The organism is Acidovorax sp. FG42 (genome assembly GCF_057809195.1).
This window is the reverse complement of sequence record NZ_JBMDJM010000021.1, coordinates 1-16,205: the sequence shown is the minus strand read 5'-3', so window position 1 is coordinate 16,205 and position 16,205 is coordinate 1. Positions and strand designations below refer to the sequence as shown.

The 16,205-nt window shown below is 62.2% G+C and carries 14 protein-coding genes; all 14 read right to left on the bottom strand.

The annotated features are described in order from the left end of the window. Positions 1 to 378 precede the first annotated feature (378 nt). Positions 379 to 2,175, bottom strand: a complete 1,797-nt coding sequence (gene mshL / locus ACODSM_RS19225; RefSeq protein WP_110961232.1) for a pilus (MSHA type) biogenesis protein MshL — start codon at positions 2,173 to 2,175, stop codon at positions 379 to 381. A gap of 132 nt (positions 2,176 to 2,307) precedes the next feature. Next, complete coding sequence (locus tag ACODSM_RS19220; RefSeq protein ID WP_291442383.1) at positions 2,308 to 2,895, bottom strand: hypothetical protein; 588 nt, start codon at positions 2,893 to 2,895, stop codon at positions 2,308 to 2,310. Then, positions 2,892 to 4,205 (bottom strand): hypothetical protein, encoded by a 1,314-nt coding sequence (locus tag ACODSM_RS19215; RefSeq protein ID WP_488806556.1) that lies wholly within the window; start codon positions 4,203 to 4,205, stop codon positions 2,892 to 2,894. The genes ACODSM_RS19220 and ACODSM_RS19215 overlap by 4 nt, the downstream gene beginning before the upstream one ends. After that, positions 4,202 to 4,705, bottom strand: a complete 504-nt coding sequence (locus tag ACODSM_RS19210) for a hypothetical protein (RefSeq protein WP_110961229.1) — start codon at positions 4,703 to 4,705, stop codon at positions 4,202 to 4,204. Before ACODSM_RS19210 ends, ACODSM_RS19215 begins: the two co-directional genes overlap by 4 nt. After that, complete coding sequence (locus tag ACODSM_RS19205; RefSeq protein ID WP_422849668.1) at positions 4,706 to 5,638, bottom strand: type II secretion system protein; 933 nt, start codon at positions 5,636 to 5,638, stop codon at positions 4,706 to 4,708. It abuts the gene before it with no gap. Between the two features lie 63 nt (positions 5,639 to 5,701). Then, entirely contained in the window at positions 5,702 to 6,535 is an 834-nt protein-coding gene (locus tag ACODSM_RS19200; protein WP_488806555.1) for a type II secretion system protein, read from the bottom strand. A gap of 22 nt (positions 6,536 to 6,557) precedes the next feature. Beyond that, the gene (locus tag ACODSM_RS19195; protein WP_488806596.1) at positions 6,558 to 7,409 is read right to left on the bottom strand and encodes a type IV pilin protein; all 852 of its coding nucleotides are present in this window, start codon (positions 7,407 to 7,409) and stop codon (positions 6,558 to 6,560) included. Positions 7,410 to 8,087: 678 nt separating this feature from the next. Beyond that, complete coding sequence (locus ACODSM_RS19190) at positions 8,088 to 9,251, bottom strand: Gfo/Idh/MocA family protein (RefSeq protein ID WP_488806554.1); 1,164 nt, start codon at positions 9,249 to 9,251, stop codon at positions 8,088 to 8,090. Between the two features lie 57 nt (positions 9,252 to 9,308). Next, entirely contained in the window at positions 9,309 to 10,319 is a 1,011-nt protein-coding gene (locus tag ACODSM_RS19185; protein ID WP_488806553.1) for a sugar phosphate isomerase/epimerase family protein, read from the bottom strand. Between the two features lie 113 nt (positions 10,320 to 10,432). Continuing rightward, positions 10,433 to 11,413, bottom strand: a complete 981-nt coding sequence (locus ACODSM_RS19180) for a substrate-binding domain-containing protein (RefSeq protein WP_260667439.1) — start codon at positions 11,411 to 11,413, stop codon at positions 10,433 to 10,435. Positions 11,414 to 11,606: 193 nt separating this feature from the next. Continuing rightward, positions 11,607 to 12,623, bottom strand: coding sequence for an ABC transporter permease (locus ACODSM_RS19175; protein WP_488806552.1), 1,017 nt, complete (start codon positions 12,621 to 12,623; stop codon positions 11,607 to 11,609). After that, the gene (locus tag ACODSM_RS19170; RefSeq protein WP_488806551.1) at positions 12,604 to 14,094 is read right to left on the bottom strand and encodes a sugar ABC transporter ATP-binding protein; all 1,491 of its coding nucleotides are present in this window, start codon (positions 14,092 to 14,094) and stop codon (positions 12,604 to 12,606) included. The genes ACODSM_RS19175 and ACODSM_RS19170 overlap by 20 nt, the downstream gene beginning before the upstream one ends. Further along, positions 14,091 to 15,341, bottom strand: a complete 1,251-nt coding sequence (locus ACODSM_RS19165) for an ROK family protein (protein ID WP_488806550.1) — start codon at positions 15,339 to 15,341, stop codon at positions 14,091 to 14,093. The genes ACODSM_RS19170 and ACODSM_RS19165 overlap by 4 nt, the downstream gene beginning before the upstream one ends. Positions 15,342 to 15,500: 159 nt before the next feature. Then, a partial coding sequence (locus tag ACODSM_RS19160) for a hypothetical protein (RefSeq protein WP_488806549.1) occupies positions 15,501 to 16,205 on the bottom strand: 705 nt, incomplete at its 5' end.

Genomic DNA, 16,205 nt, shown 5'->3' with positions numbered 1-16,205 from the left:
GAGCCGCCGCAGCAACAGCGGGAACTGGCACGGCTGCAGGCACAGAGACTACTGGTGCAGGCGCAGCAGCCATCGTAGATGCAGGGGCAGCAGCAGGCGCAGCGGTTTCAGCAACCGGCGAAGTGACCGCCACCGGTGTCGGCGCTGGAGCAGGAACCGGGTTTGGCGCAGCAGCCATCGGCGGCGGCAGAGCCTTGGGCTTCATCTGGGTCTGCCAGACAAACCATCCCAAAATCCCCGCCCCTAATACGACGGCAAAAGCCAGCATGGCATCCAGCCACGCAGGACGGGCACGCACCGTCGCCTTGGAAGCCCTTGCCATGGCAGGCTTGGAATCTTGAGGCGCATCCATGGATTTCAGCGCGTCGTGGATGAGGCTCATAGCACGCGCACCCGCAAGACGATCACCAGTTCACGGCTTCCGTGCACCTTGTTTTCGTTGCCAAACAACTTGCCCAGCAACGGCACGTCGGAGACACCGGGTGCGCCGCGATCATTGTTGGAACTGCGCTGGTCGATCAACCCCCCAACCACCACCACGTCCCCATCACCCACGTTCAAGGTCGTGGTCAGCCCCTTGTAGCTCACCTTGGGCAGGGAGACCAGGTTATCGCCCCCTACCGAGACCAACTGCAGGCTTGCAGGGTCCACATCGCTCTGCATGGGGTTCAGCAGCAGCTCGATGCGACCATCATCACGCACCATGGGCAGCACGCCTACCATGACGCCGGAGAACACCGTGTCGGTCTGTACGCTGGACGAGGTGGTGGAAGCTCCACCGCCCGGCACAGTCTGCGTCGATGCGGACTGAGAGACGTACCGCGAACTGGTGCCCACCGACAGCAACGCAGGGGTGCCATTGCGTACCTGCACGTTGGGGTTGGACAAGACCTTGAGATTGCCAAACGAACGCAGCGCGTTGATCACGATGCCGTAGTTGCTGCCCTGGTAGGAAACGCCCAGCGCAGGCCCGGCCACGCTCCCGATCAGCGCTGCAGGAATGGAAATCGCCCGCGAAGGGTAGCCAGTGGCGGCATTTGGCAGCGTGCCCGAACTGCCACCCAGCTGCATGGGCGACGAGCCAAAACCGGCCGCCAGACGGCTGCGCAGGGACGTCCAGTCCACTCCGAACTCGAAGTTGTCAGACAGTTGTACGTCGATCAGCTGCGCCTCGACATACACCTGCTTGCCCAGCACCTTGTGCACTTGGGCCAGCATCTTTTCGACCGCCCGCATCTTGGACGGCCGGGCCTTCACATACAGCGTGCCGGTCATCTTGTTCAGCGTGAAGCCACTGTCCTCGGTCATGGTGGCCAAAGGTGCCTGTGGCAACTGGGCTGGACGTGTAGGGTTGGCACCGCTTCCAATCCAGGGCGAAGAAGAACCCGGCGTCGTCATGGTCAGGTTCTGCTGCTGCATTTGCTGCTGGGCCAGACGGTCCTGGTTGGCGTCGCCCAGTACCGACTTCAGCGCTGTCTCGATTTCCTGGTACGGGTCCGTGCTGCCGCCGCCAGAGCCAGACATGGTCAGGCTGCCCTGCTGGGCGCCCGAACCGCCGCCACCGCTGCTGCCACTGCCGCTTCCGCCTCCACCACCCGAATTGGTACTGCCGAAGACATTACCGCCAGAGCCCATCTGGATGCTGGTCTTGGTGTTGAGAAAGTTCAGCGAGAAGAACTTTTCCTCGGTCAGATTGACCCGCAGCGTGTTGCCACGGAACTCGCCAGCCACGTCGTAAGTACGCAGCACTTCATTGAAGCCTTCGCGCAATGTCACTTGGCGCAAGTGCATATCTGCCAATTGACCGCCCTTCAGCACATTGGGGTCAACGATCAGGTTCAGATTTCCTGCGTCGGCAAATGCACTCAGGATCTGGCTGATGCTGGCGCGGGACATGGCCACGTTGATCAACTTGCCTTCCAGGGGATCGAACACCGGAGCCACTGGAGCAATGACCGGTGCCGCAGCCGTCTTGTTGATTTCGGTCAGCAACATCTGCTGATGCACCAGCAAGCGCTGGGCCTCCTGCGCAGCGTGCTCGCGCATCTGGTCTGCCGCGCTGGTGTCTGGCGGCGGGAGGCTGGCAGCGCTACGGGGCGAAGGGCTGGCGCAACCAGCCAGCACCAGGGCGGCACATACCAGCGCCAATGGCTTGAAAAACGGAGGATTGTTCATATCGCTGTCCTTGGCGCTACTAGCGTGATTTCTTGAAATGGTCATGAGGAGAAGCCAACAGGTACCCACAACGCGATGCACTCATCGAACAGTGCTCGACGCAGTCTGTGTGCTGTCCGCAGGCCTTCGTGGTCATGGCAAGCTCTTGATGGGGCCGGGTTGTCCACCCGGTAGGCCCGAGCGGAATTCCTGGGTATTGATGCTTGCCAGCGATCCGTCGGGCCAGCGCAGCGTGCCCACCCGCAAATCGCCCTGGGGCAGCGTCAGCGTCTGGCGACCCAGCCGCTCCGTGACCACTGCCTCGCTGGGGCGTACCTGCACGACGCGCCCACCACCCTCCAGCCGTGCACCCTGACGGGCCAACTGGCCATCGATCACCACCGACTGCCGCTCCGATGCCAGATCATCCAGATGCAATGACAGTGAACGGCGCGGCATCTGCACGCTGCCCACTACATCGCTGCCAGGCACCGGCAGCGCGATCAGACGCTGCGGGTCAGTGCCAGCCGTCGTCGTCTGCGCCTGGATGCGGGACATTGCGCCAAAAGCTTCGGTAACGCGCTCCTGATCCGTCCGCAAAGCAGTTGGCAAGGGTGCCAGCTCCACGGTCATGGGACGCATCGACGGAGTGCGCGCCTGAGTGAGCTGAAAAACGCCATACAGCCCCCAGCCGAGCAAAAGAATGGCAATCCCATTGAGAAGTAAAGCCGCGTATTTCATGGTTTCACATTTCCTGGTGCTGCTGCATTGGCCACCAGCTCATACGAGAAAGAACCTGGCAGCGTGAAGGTGGGGTCCACCGCCCGGAGCGTCCAGCCAGCCGCAGCCATCTGCGAAACCCAACGCGTCACGGAAGCCGAGGCACCAGGTGCCACCACGCCGTCTACACGGAAGGCCTTTTTGCTCGGTTGCGCACCGCCCAAAGAGTTTGTGGTTTCCAGGCGGACACGCTGAATCCGAATGTCTTTGTTCGACGCAGCTTTCAACACGGCCATGAACGCCACTGGATCATGGCGCGCACCTTCATCCAGCGTGCGAGAGAACTCAGCCACCGGCAACAGCTTCAGCGGAGCCTCGACCGACGACACCGCCTGGATTCGGCTTTGCAGCGTCTCCAGCTCTGCGCGCTGGTTCATGCCCGCATTGCGCTGCTGATCCGCCAGTTGCCCGACCAGCATGCCCGCGATGGCCAGAACGATGCCGACGAGCGCCGTCACCACCGTGATCGGAGCCACCCAGCGCTCTGCACGCCATGCCACCCGCTCCAGACTTGGATTCAGAGCATGGCGGCCTGCCGCCTTGCGTGCCAGCGCAGGCATGACGGTGTGTACCCGCTCGGAAGCCAGCGTCATCTCCTGCGCGTGCATGACCACTGGTGCACCACCCGCCACGCTGCGTACCGCAGCAAGGCAGGTGTCCACATCGGCGGGCTGCGTGGACCACAGCGTGCCCCACTCAACGGCCTCAGCGCCCAGCCGCGTCAACAACGCACTGTGATTGCTCGTCAGTACCTGGGCCGCACTCGCCATAGCAGATGGCCCAGACCCCAATGCCTGGGTAGAGCCAAAGACCATGCCCTCTTCCGATTGCACGAAGCACATCAACCGCCGTTGCGTCAGCACGATGCGCGCACCGCCAGAAGCCACGCCGTCACACAGCAGGCCACCAGCCATCATGACCAGACAATGGTCGTCCTGCTCCTTGGCCCACTGAGTGCAACGCTGCCACAAGTCCAGCGAAATCGCCGAAAAGAACACTTGAAAGCCGCCCGGCAGCTTGACCAGCCGGTGCACCACCACGTGGGCGGCGCCTTCGACCAGCCCCTGCGTCCGCACACGCTTTTCAACCAGCGCGGCGGCGTATTCCGTCTTGCCCTCGAAACGCCAGACGTCGGTGTAGACGTCGTCCATGTCGAGCACCACCAGCGCACTATGGGTCAAGCGCGGCCATGCAGGAACCTCTTCAACCTGATGCCCGTGGCAGTGCAACCAGCCGGAACTGGCTACGCGATACACATGTTCTGCACTCATGGAGTCACCTTCGGCGATGAAGAAACAGACGCCGTCTGAAAGTGCAACGTGCCCGTGACGCCCAGCAAAAGCCCTTGGTCGCCCGGCAGCGGGGGTTGGAACAGGCTGGCTTCCGGCGACACTGTGCCGATCTCGAACACGTCCGCCACAAAAATCTGCCCGGCTCCGCCACGACCCAGTTCGCCCAGGAACTGAGCCGCCTCGACCCGCGTCGCCGGGGCTACGGCACGGCGCAGCCGGCGTTCGCCCCACTGGGACGGGTCAAAGCCCATGCGCTCCACCTGTTGCGAAACGTCTTTGATAGAACGCACCAGTTGCTCGCGCCGCTGCACTTCAGGCACAAGACTGCGGGCGCTTTCGAGCCCCTGCTGCAACTGCGCGAATTGCTGCCGCTCCCAAGCCAGTTGCTTGAGACCGCGTTGCGCCAGCCAGGCTCCACCGCCCAGCAGGGCAGTGGCCAGCGCCAGACAGGCCAGCTTGAGCGTACGGGTGCCGTTCAATTACTGCTCCATGATCCAGTGGGCGGTCAGCAAGATGACCTGGTCTTCGTCCAACGTACGCCCTCCAGCTGTCCCTCCGTTGCTGTTGTTCGGGTTGTTGACAATTCCAGGGCGAGCATCGTTGTTAGTCATCGCTGTCGCACCAGTACCAGCTCCGAGACTATTGCCTTGGGTGTTATTGGCCTCCCATTGCGTACCAGGGGCATTGGCTTGGTTGGCACCTCCATTGGCGTGAGCAGGACGTCCTTGGATACGGAAGCGGCCTTCGCGCGAATCGGGCTTTCCGTCGATCACTTGGTCCATGAATCTGGCCAAGTCAGGGGTCAGTCCACGGATCACCATCACGTTCCCAGCACCACTCGCAGTGCCACTGACATTAAATTGGAAGCAAACTTGTAACTCGGCAGGGTTACCGTTGGAGTCGATGTACAAAAACCGGTCTTCGTGTCCTTCGCCGCGGCCCGGGGGCATGCGCACACCAGCCCGAGTCATCAGCGTACGCAGGTTTAATGTCGCCAACGCTGCGTCTCCGTCACCCACAGTGTCTACGGCATACCCTTGGCCCGAGCAAATTTTTGCCCCTCGCCCCTCAAAGCTGGCTGGAATGCCAGGAACATTCATAGATCCTGCACGCGTGCATGCATTACCGCCATTGATTGTGGTTTCGGAACCATCCACCATGTACGTCGGGGCTTGCTGGCAATCACCCACCACCACACCCGTCCGCTGGTAGTACTGGTCGTAGGCCATCTTCCACTGATAGGCAAACTTGTTAACGGCCTTCTGATATTCCGCATTGCGCTGAACATCCTTGGCAATGGCTACAGCACCGATGATCAGGCCTATGACTGCCAGCACGATGGCCAGTTCGACCAATGTGAAACCTTGCTGGACCTTACGGCCCAGCCCACGAAACGAGTGCATCTTTTTCATTGAAACCTCCGACGAGGGAAATAAGTTGTTTAAAGAGTCAATGGTGGAAGGGCTCACGCCACATCACTGATTCATGCGGTAGATGGCCGTGACGATGGCGATCTGGTCTTCGTCAAAAGCACGATCATTGGTCGTGCCGATCTGGTCACGGTTGGAGGCTTGCCACTCCTGCCCCGGCGCATTGGGATTGGTGCCGCCTGCGTTGTTCAACACGCCCTGGCGACGGAAACGGCCTTCACGTTCATCAGGCTTGCCGTCGATCATTTGGTCCAGTGCGCGTGCCAGGTCGGGCGTCAGGCCAGTGATGACCATCACGTTACCCATGCCGTCACCCACAGCATCCGCAGCAGATCCATTGCCCAACGGCACATTCCACTGGAAGCACACCTGGACTTCTTGCGGGTTCCCATTGGTGTCCAGGTAGACGTAGCGGTCTTCCAAACCTTCCGCACGCCCGGGGGGCATGCGGATACCTGCACGGGTCATCAAGGCGCGCAGATCAGGGTCCGTGCCAGCGGTGAATCCTCGGGTCATGCCTTGCCCTGCAGCCGCGCGGCAAATCGCGTTTGGGGGCGTAACACGCGTCATATCGCGACCAGAGCGCGTACCTGCGGCCAGAAAGCGCTCGCCATTGACCATGTTCTGGGGCGCAGTCTGGCTGTCTCCCAACACCACACCATTGCGCTGGTAGTACTGGTTGTAGGCCTGCTCCCATTGGTCGATGAACTTGTTCTTGATCTTGGTGTACTCGGCGTTGCGCTGCACATCCTTGCCGATGGCCACCGCACCGATGATGAGGCCGATCACCGCCAGCACAACCGCCAGTTCGACCAGCGTAAAACCCTGCTGGCGCGTTGCGCGCGAACGAAGGGCCAGGTTCTTGAATACTTGGTTCATGATGTTTTATTCCTCGCCCTGATTACTGGTTCATCTTGTAGATGGCGGTCAGGGTGATGACCTGCTCTTCGTCACGGGTGTTGCCCGCGCCGGTGGCTGTGGGAGTTCCTGCACCCCGGCCAAAGGAGTTGTTGGCAGACCATTCCACACCAGGTCCATTCGGCGTGCCGTTGGCAATGCCGCGCAGACGGAAACGACCTTCTTGCGCATCAGGCTTGCCATCGATCATCTGGTCCAGCATGCGGGCCAAGTCCGGGGTGAGTCCGGCAATAACCATCACATTGCCTGCGCCCTCTGCTGAGCTCGGCGGATTCCACTGAAAACACACTTGGATTTCCTGTGGTGACCCATTGGTGTCTGTGTAAACGTAGAGATCCTCCTGCCCCTCGGCACGGCCCGGGGGCATACGGATACCCGCTCGCGTCATGTACTGGCGCAGATCATTCGTGTTTGCCACGAAGGCGGTAGCAGAGTTACGAATCGCGTTATCGCTTTCCGGCGCATGCGCGCAGACAGGTGCAGGCGGAGTGACTGCAGTCATGTCTCCACCAGATAACGGTGTTGTTCCGGTCACCGTGTAAGCAGTGCCGTTCACCATGATGCGAGGCGCCGTCTGGCTGTCGCCCACCACCACGCCAGTGCGCTGGTAGTACTGGTTGTACGCCTGCTCCCACTGGTCAATGAACTTGTTCTTGATCTTCGTGTACTCGGCATTGCGCTGCACATCCTTGCCGATTGCCACGGCACCGATGATCAAGCCGATGACGGCCAGCACAACAGCCAATTCCACCAGGGTAAAACCACCCTGCGCCGCTCGGGAACCGGGAGAACAGTGTGCGCGCCGAGCAGGCAGGACGGAGAAAAGTGATCGCATGATTTCCTCAGGCGTTGAAAGAAGAGTGAGCGCGGAGATTACTAAACGTAACGAAAGTAAACAATTAAAAATTGGCGTCAGCGATCCACGCGTTTTGCATCCCTCAACTGCCTTGCGGCACTGCTGGCAACGCTTGTTGGGTGGCATCCGACCCGCATCCCATCCATCTATTTTTTTGATTTGAATCAATGGCTTACGGCCATTCTTTGTCTAACCACCAACTTCAGAAGATGGTGCGCAAGCATCGCGCAAGTGCCCTCGCATAGCCATAGTGCGTATGTATTAGTGACACAACAGCAACAAAAACAAACAATTAGTCATGCTTTTCAATAGCTAAAAGCTATCGAGAAGCTCAGGGTTTTCCTGACCAAAAAATCCGGGGAATTCAGAACTTGCCAACAGGCCTGGCGTTTGCGCCAACCTCACACGGACAAGCAGGCGGAAAGGCTCCGCAAAGTGAGCGACATTTAGCGAGCGCAGAACCTCCCGCCAAAGGTAGGGGCGGAGATGGTCGCGGCTACCCAACCCTCGCAGGGCGCAGCTGCGAGGCATGCGTGTGGGTGTAAACCACCGGCGTAACAAACCAGGGGCGTATGCGCGTTGCGCCCCTTCTCAACACTGTTTCATCTCTTTGATCGCAGATGCAGAAGATCCCATGCGGTGTGACGGCAGCGTTGCTCAACGCAACGCCGTCCACTTCTGCTCGCTGGCCGCAGAAGCCACCACCCTCTCGATAAAGTGCACGCCCCGTGCGCCGTCTTCCACGCGCGGGTAGTCGGCATGCAGCGGGTCGGGCGCCGTGCCTGCCTGCCGTGCGCGGATGTCAAAGGCCACGCCCAGGTAGACGTTGGCAAAGGCTTCGATGAAGGCCTCGGGGTGGCCCGCAGGAATGCGCCCGGCATGCAGCGCGGCCGGGCTGAGCCACGGTGAGCCGCGCGTGAGGATGCGGCGCGGGCCGTCCACGGGGGAGTGGATGAGCTGGTTGGGTTCTTCCTGCCGCCAGGTGATGGTGCCCAGCGTGCCGGATACCTGCAGGCGCAGGTCGTTCTCCAGCCCCGCTGCCACTTGCGATGCCACGATGAAGCCGCGCGCGCCGCTGTCGTAGCGCAGCAGCAGCTGGGCGTCGTCGTCCAGCCTGCGCCCGTAGCCAAAGGTGGTGAGGTCGGCGCACACCCAGGCGGGGTGCTGGCCGGTGACGGTGGCGGCCAGGTTTTCGGCGTGCGACCCGATGTCGCCCAGCGTGCCTGCGCTGCCGCTGCGCGCCGGGTCCAGCCGCCAGTCGGCCTGTTTGTTGGCGCCGCCCTCTTCCACTGCGGTGGCCAGCCAGCCCTGGTTGTATTCGACGGTGATCTTGCGGAGCTGGCCCAGCACGCCGCTCTGCACCAGGTGCCGTGCCTCGCGCACCATGGGGTAGCCGGTGTAGTTGTAGGTCACACCAAACACGGTGCCCGCCTTCTTCACGGCCGCAACCAGTTCATCGGCCTGCGCGCTGGTGTGCACCAGCGGCTTGTCGCACACCACATGAAAGCCCGCCTGCACAAACGCCAGCGCCACCGGGTGGTGCACATGGTTGGGGGTGACGATGCTCACCAGGTCGATGCGCTCATGCGCGGGTCGGCGCAGTTCGTCGGCCAGCAGGTCTTGCCAGCTGCCGTGGTTGCGGTCGTCCGCCAGGCCCAGTTCAGCGCCAGATGCGCGCGCCCGCTCGGGCGACGACGAGAGTGCACCGGCCGCCAGCTCGAACTGGCCGTCGAGCGCCATCGCCTTGCGGTGCACGGCACCGATGAAGGCTCCATGGCCGCCGCCGACCATGGCGTAGCGGAGCTTTTGGGGACTGGACATACGAAACGCCTTTGCTCGCGGTGTGTTGTTGTTATGGCTTTTAGAAACGGGCAGCGGCTAGGCCTGCTTGTCGCGCGCAAAGACGGCGTCAAACGCACCGGCGGCGGGCTTGAAGTCGAGTCGCTTGCAAAACGCCGCGCTCTCGGTGGCGCCGTGCACGCGGTCCATGCGGCTGTCTTCCCACTCCACCGAGAGCGGGCCCTGGTAGCCGATGTCGTTCAGCGCAACGATGATGGATTCAAAGTCGATCATCCCGCGCCCGACGCTGCGAAAGTCCCAGTTCCGCCGCGCGTCGCCAAAGCTGGTGTGCCCGCCAAATACGCCCACCGTGCCATCGCCCTTGCCCCACCACACGTCCTTCATGTGGGCGTTGTAGATGCGGTCGGCGAACTGGCGGATGAACTTGATGTAGTCCACGCCCTGATAGGCCAGGTGGCTCGGGTCGTAGTTGAAGCCGAAGCGCTTGTTGCCGCCCACCGCTGCAATCGCGCGCTCGGCCGAGGCGATGTCGAACGCGATCTCGGTGGGGTGCACTTCCAGCGCAAAGTTGATGTCGTGCTGCTCGAACACATCGAGGATGGGGCCGAAGCGCTTCGCAAAATCGGCAAAGCCTTTATCCCAATACGCCTGCGTAGTGGGCGGAAAGGCATAGATCGAATGCCACACCGACGACCCCGTGAAGCCTGTCACCGTCTTCACGCCGAACGCTGCGGCCGCACGCGCCGTGTCGGCCAGCTCGGCGGCGGCCCGCTGGCGCACGCCCTCAGGTTCACCGTTGCCCCACACATGCGGCGGCAGGATGGACTGGTGGCGCTCGTCGATCAAATCACACACGGCCTGGCCCACCAGGTGGTTGCCGATAGCAAAACACTGCAGGCCATGCTGGGCCAGCAGCGCATGTTTGTTTTTGACGTACTGGGGCGAAGACAGCGCCTCCTGCACGTTGAAATGGTCGCCCCAGCACGCCAGCTCCAGGCCGTCATAGCCCATGCTTTTGGCCAGGGGCGCAAGTTCTGCCAAAGGCAGGTCGGCCCACTGGCCGGTGAAGAGGGTGACGGGTCTTGGCATGGCGGCTCCAAGGGGCGGGGGTTGCAGTTGCATGGCGGCAAGCAGCTATTATTTCGATAGCTGCTTGCGCTTGATGAATAGGCGCTAGCTGCCTATTTGGTTCAAGAAAACCATCAGAACGGCGAGTCGGGGAAGTAGAAGTCCTTCGCCGTTTCCTTGGTGATCAGCACCGACGGAATGATGGTGTTGGCGGGCAGCTTCTCGCCCTTGATCCGCGCCTCAGCCGTGAGCTTGATCGAGTCATAAATGAACTTGGGGCTGTACGACACGTTGGCCTGGATGAGCGGGTTGCTGCCGTCCATCAGCGTCTTGATCATGCCCTTGGCCCCCGCGCCGCCAAACACCAGCTTGATGTCCTTGCGCTTGGCCTGCTCGATGGCCTTGAGCACGCCCACGGCCATGTCGTCGTCGGCGGCCCACACGGCGTCGATCTGCGGGAAGCGGGTGAGGTAGTCCTGCATTACCTTGAAGGCGTCGTCGCGGTTCCAGTTGGCGTACTTGGCATCCAGCAGCTTGATGCCGGGGTGGTTCTTCAGCACGCTGTTGAACGCGTCCATGCGCTCGTTGTCCAACGTGGTCGCAATGCCGCGCATGGCCACCACGTTGCCCTTGCCGCCCAGTGCCTTGGCGATGTACTCGGCCGGGATCTTGCCAAACGCCGTGTTGTCACCCGCGACATACGCGTCCTGCGCGCTGGTGTCGGTCAGGCCACGGTCCACCACCGTCACGTACACGCCCTTGGCCTTCACCTGCGCCACCGGCTTGGTCAGCGCGGCCGATTCAAACGGGAAGATGACCAGCGCGTTGATCTTGTTCACCGTCACCAAGTCCTGCAACTGGTTGGCCTGCTCGGGCGCGCCGCCTGCGGTCTTCACGATGACCTGCAGGCCGGGGTGGGCCTTCTCCAGGTCCTTCTTGGCCTGGTTGGCCCAGTACACGATGCCACCGGTAAAGCCGTGCGTGGCCGACGGAATGGCCACGCCCACCACCGTCTTGTTGGCCTGCGCCATGGCGGGGGCGGCCAATACAAGGGCAGCGGCGCCCACGGCCGAGAGGGCCAGGCGGCGGGTGAAAGAAGTAAGTTGGCTGTTCATGCGTTGTCTCCTGTTGCTTTGGAATATGGCCATGGAAGCTGGCCGGCTGGGGAACACCTTGAAAAACAAATGCACGCAAAGAGTGGCTGGAAAACTCAGCGAAGCGGTCCTGGCTAGGCGCTGTGTCGCAGACAGTGCGAGTAGCACGGCAAGACACAGCAACAACGCCAGGAGAGTTGTTCCAGCCACTCCATCACCGCTTGCCCCTCTGCATGAAGGCAACCGCAATGATCACGAAGCCCTGCACCGCCGCATTCAGGTACACGCTGATGATGCTGGTGAGGTTGAGGATGTTGCTGATGACCGAGAGCAGGATCGCGCCCACCACCGTGCCGGTGATGCTGCCCGCCCCGCCCTTCAAGACGGTGCCGCCCACGATGACGGCAGCAATCGCCTCCAGCTCCCACAGCAAACCCGTGGTGGGCGATGCAGAACCCAGGCGCGGCACATACAGCAGCGTGGCAATGCCCACGCACACGCCGAGCAGCATGTACGTGAGGATCTTGATCTTGTGCACGTCCACCGCCGCGTACTGCGCCACCTGCTCGTTGGAGCCGATGGCTTGCACATAGCGGCCATAGGCCGTGCGGTTGAGAATCACGCCGCCGATGACAGCCACCAGCAGGAAGATCCACACGGGGATGGGCACGCCCAGCAGGTTGGCGTAATACACCGGGCTGTAGATGTCCGACAGATCGTTCTCCAACGTGATGGCCCCGCCGTTGGAGAAGTACGTGAGGTACGCGCGGAAAATGCCCAGCGTGCCCAGCGTGACGATGAAGGGCTCGATGCGCCCCTTGGTGATGAGCAGGCCGTGCACCAGCCCAAACACCGCGCCCAGCACCACGGCCAACAGCATGCCCACCACTACGGCCGCCATCGGCGAGCCCAGCACGGGCGCCATCGCGTTCATGAACAAGATGACCGAGCCTGCGATCAGCGCTGCCATCGACCCCACCGACAAATCGATGCCGCCCGAGATGATCACAAAGCACATGCCCACCGCGATGATGCCGATGAAGGCCGTGCGCGTGAGCACGTTCATCACGTTGTCGTAGGTGGCGAAGTTGCTGTTGAGCAGCGTGCCGGCAAAACACAGCAGCACCAGCCCGATGACCGGTCCCAGCCCGTGCAGCTTGCCCCACCAGGCCGTGGCGCCGCCGTGGCGGCCCGCTGCGGTGGGTGCGTTTTCAGCGGGTACCTGTGGCATGGGCAATCAACTCCTCTTCGGTCAAATTTGGCTCTTGCAGCGTGGTCTGCAGCCGCCCGGCGCGCATCACCGCCACGCGGTGGCACAGGCCGATCAGCTCCATCAGTTCTGAAGAAATCACCACAACAGCAAGCCCCTGCTCTGCCAGGCGCTGCACCAGGTGGTAAATCTCGCGCTTGGCGCCCACGTCCACGCCGCGCGTGGGCTCGTCCAGCACCACCACGCTGGGGCCGGGGTGCAGCACCTTGGCCAGCGCCAGCTTTTGCTGGTTGCCGCCCGACAGCGACGACGCGCGCACCTCCAGCGACCCGGTGCGGATGCCGAACTCCTGCACCGCATCGCGCAGCGCAGCCTGCTCGGCCGCCGGGTCGAGCCAGGGCTTGGCATAACGCTCCAGCGCCATCAGCGTCAGGTTGGGGCGCAGGCCAAAGTGCACATGCAACCCCTTGCCCTTGCGGTCTTCGCTCAGGTACGTGAGGCCGTGGCGCGCCGCATCGCGCGGGCTTCTTAAATACACGGGTTTGCCAGCAATCTCCACCGTGCCCGCCGTGCGCGGGCGCAGGCCCAGCAAGCCTTCAAACAGCTCGGTGCGCCCAGCGCCCACCAGCCCGGCAAAGCCCAGGATCTCGCCACGCCGCACGTCAAAGCTCACGTCCTCGGCCCAGCCCGGCACCGTGAGGCCGCGCACCTTGATGGCCGGCTCTCCACCCGCAGGCGCGGGCAGCTTGGGCGGGAACAAATCCGCCAGCTCGCGGCCCACCATCAGGTTGGCCATCTGCCGCCGCGTCACGTTGGCCGTGGGCTCGCGCGCCACCAGCAGGCCGTCGCGCATCACCACCACCTCGTCGGTGGTGCGCTCCACTTCGTCGAGCTTGTGCGATATGTAGATGATGGTCACGCCCGCGGCCTTCAGCCCGGCCATCAGCGCAAACAGGCGTTCCGTCTCGCCGGGGGTCAGCGTGGCGGTGGGCTCGTCCATGATGAGCAGGCGCGCATTGCGGGCCAGCGCGCGGGCGATCTCCACCAACTGCTTTTCGGCCACGATGAGCTTGCGCACCCGCGTGTCCGGGTCCAGGGGCAGGCCCACTTGCGCCAAGGCAGCGCGCGTCTTCTCGCGCATCGCCTTGTCATCAAGGAAGGGGCCGCGCTTGATCTCGTGGCCCAGGAAGATGTTCTGCGCAATCGTCAGGTCGTCCGCCAGGTTGAACTCCTGGTGGATGAGCACAATGCCCTGCGCCTCCGCCGCGCGCGAGCCGCCGCCCGGGGCGCGCACCGCGCCGTCCACTACCACCTCGCCAGTGGTGGGGCTCTCGTACCCCGCCAGAATCTTCATCAGCGTGGACTTGCCCGCGCCGTTCTCGCCCAGCAGGCCATACACGCGGCCCGGCTGCAGCGCAAAGTCCACCCCGTGCAGCACCCGCACGGGGCCAAACTCCTTGGTCACGTTGCGGAACTCGACGGCTACGCTCATCGCGCTGCCCCTGTTCCTACAACTGCTCCAACGCCCACGCCCGCCACCGAGCCCGCGCGCGACAGGCTCTCCTGCATCGCCAGCACGCCCGCACCCACCACACCGGCATCGTCGGCCAGCGGCGCGTATTGAATCTCCAGATGACGCGTAGAAAGCGCCAGCGACCGGTGGTACACGCTCTGCCGCACCGACGCGAGGAACAGCGGCCCCATGTCCGTCACACGCCCTGCAATGAACACATGCGACGGGTTGAAGAAGTTGACGATGGACGCCAGCATCTGCCCCACCAGGCTGCCCGCGCGCTGGATGATGGCGTTGGCCGCCACATCGCCCGTGCGGCTGGCCTGGGCCACGTCTTCAATGGTCAGCGTGCCGGTGCTTTGCAACCGCTCGGCCAGCATGGGGCTCTCGCCTCGCTGCGCGGCCTCCATGGCCATGCGCGCCATGGCGGGCGCTGCGGCCATCGCCTCCACACAGCCCTGGTTGCCGCAGTGGCAGCGCGGCCCGTGCTGGTCCACACAGATGTGGCCCACATCGCCCGCCGAGCCATTGGCGCCCCGGTACACCTGCCCGTGGCACACGATGCCGCAGCCAATGCCCGTGCCCACCTTGATGACCAGGAAGTTGGGCAGATTGCGCTGCAGCCGGTACATCTCGCCCAGCGCCATCAGGTTCACGTCGTTGTCCACAAACACCGGCGCGGCAAACGCCTCGCGCAGGTAGTCGCGGATGGAAAAGCCGTCCCAGTCGGGCATCAGCGGCGGGTTGACGAGTTGCCCGCTTTCAAAATCCACCGGCCCCGGCAGGCCCATGCCGATGGCAATCACCTGCGACGCCGCCAGCCCGCAGCGCGCCAGCAGCTCGCGCATCAGCCCCCGCACCCGCGCCAGGATCACGCCCGGCCCCTGGCGCACATCGATGGGCTCGCGGTGCCGCGCCAGCACCGTCATGTCGGGCCGCATCACAGCAATTTGCATGCTGGTCGCGCCCAGGTCGGCGCCAATCACCACGCCCAGGGTTTCGCTCAAACGGAGGGTTTCGGCACGCCGGCCGCCAGAGGATTCCTGCAGGCCCACCTCGTCGAGCAGGCCCTCGTCCAGCAGCGCCGCGACCATGGCATTGGCCTTGCTTTTGGAACAGGCCAGGCGCTGCGCCAGCGCATTGCGCGACGCGCCTGCGGACCAGAAGATGGTCTGCAAGACGCTCAGGTCTTCAGTGCCGCAGTGACTCCAGCGGGTGGATGGCAAGGCTTGTCTCCTGTCATGTTTTTGTGCAGCACCTCATGAGGGTGGGTGCTTGACAGGGATGCTATGCGGTCTACTTTGGCCGGGCAAGACTGAACTTTGACCTAAACATAGCCAAAGAAAAGCGTGTTGGCATTAAAAACCGCTCAGATAGCATCAGGATTATTCGGGAATGTCATCCATTTCATCCCAGTCAGATACGTGCACTTGCGCGCGCACTGTCGGGCTTCCCTTTAACACCCATTTAGCCATCCATTTTTCCAAGTCATTCAATGAATTTCCTCGGATCAATGGCTCGAGCCATTTCTCACGCTCATCTTGTGAAAGAGTAGCGGCACCGAGAATCACAGACCTTCTGTCAGCGGAACCTAGCCGAAGCATGGCACTTTTATGCTCACGCACCCACTCTGGAGTCTCACGAGTAAGCGCGGCCTGCGCTTGGTGTCTCATCTCCCTGCCACGAATTACAAAAGCACGAATTCGCCTATTCTCGAGCAACGTTTTATGGCGTGCAAAATACCACTGCAACCACATTGAGACAGCATGAAATTTCATGCATTTTTCATCACAGATTTGGCTAAACCTCTCAACATACTTAGCACAGTATTCATGGTCACTAACGGCATCAAAATATATTACAATATCGTTTATTGCCGGCGCAAAGAAGTCCATATTCTCCAATAGGACATCGCTAATGGTTTTCACGCGCCGCGCCTTGGCACTCCGAACTATTGCACGAATGAGCCCAAGATCCAAAGTCGGATATTGAAGCATCTTTTTAAGCGATACATTCAGAACTTCTGAGGCCTCTTCCTCTTCCTCTTCCTCTTCCTCTTCCTCTTCCTCTTCCTCTTCCTCTTCCTCTTC

Bases quoted from the DNA above. Each gene is read 5' to 3' on its own strand.
- ACODSM_RS19220 (WP_291442383.1), bottom strand. From the start codon at position 2,895: ATGAAATACGCGGCTTTACTTCTCAATGGGATTGCCATTCTTTTGCTC.
- ACODSM_RS19185 (WP_488806553.1), bottom strand. From the start codon at position 10,319: ATGCCAAGACCCGTCACCCTCTTCACCGGCCAGTGGGCCGACCTGCCT.
- ACODSM_RS19175 (WP_488806552.1), bottom strand. From the start codon at position 12,623: ATGCCACAGGTACCCGCTGAAAACGCACCCACCGCAGCGGGCCGCCAC.
- mshL (WP_110961232.1), bottom strand. From the start codon at position 2,175: ATGAACAATCCTCCGTTTTTCAAGCCATTGGCGCTGGTATGTGCCGCC.
- ACODSM_RS19170 (WP_488806551.1), bottom strand. From the start codon at position 14,094: ATGAGCGTAGCCGTCGAGTTCCGCAACGTGACCAAGGAGTTTGGCCCC.
- ACODSM_RS19195 (WP_488806596.1), bottom strand. From the start codon at position 7,409: ATGCGATCACTTTTCTCCGTCCTGCCTGCTCGGCGCGCACACTGTTCT.
- ACODSM_RS19200 (WP_488806555.1), bottom strand. From the start codon at position 6,535: ATGAACCAAGTATTCAAGAACCTGGCCCTTCGTTCGCGCGCAACGCGC.
- ACODSM_RS19205 (WP_422849668.1), bottom strand. From the start codon at position 5,638: ATGAAAAAGATGCACTCGTTTCGTGGGCTGGGCCGTAAGGTCCAGCAA.
- ACODSM_RS19180 (WP_260667439.1), bottom strand. From the start codon at position 11,413: ATGAACAGCCAACTTACTTCTTTCACCCGCCGCCTGGCCCTCTCGGCC.
- ACODSM_RS19190 (WP_488806554.1), bottom strand. From the start codon at position 9,251: ATGTCCAGTCCCCAAAAGCTCCGCTACGCCATGGTCGGCGGCGGCCAT.
- ACODSM_RS19215 (WP_488806556.1), bottom strand. From the start codon at position 4,205: ATGAGTGCAGAACATGTGTATCGCGTAGCCAGTTCCGGCTGGTTGCAC.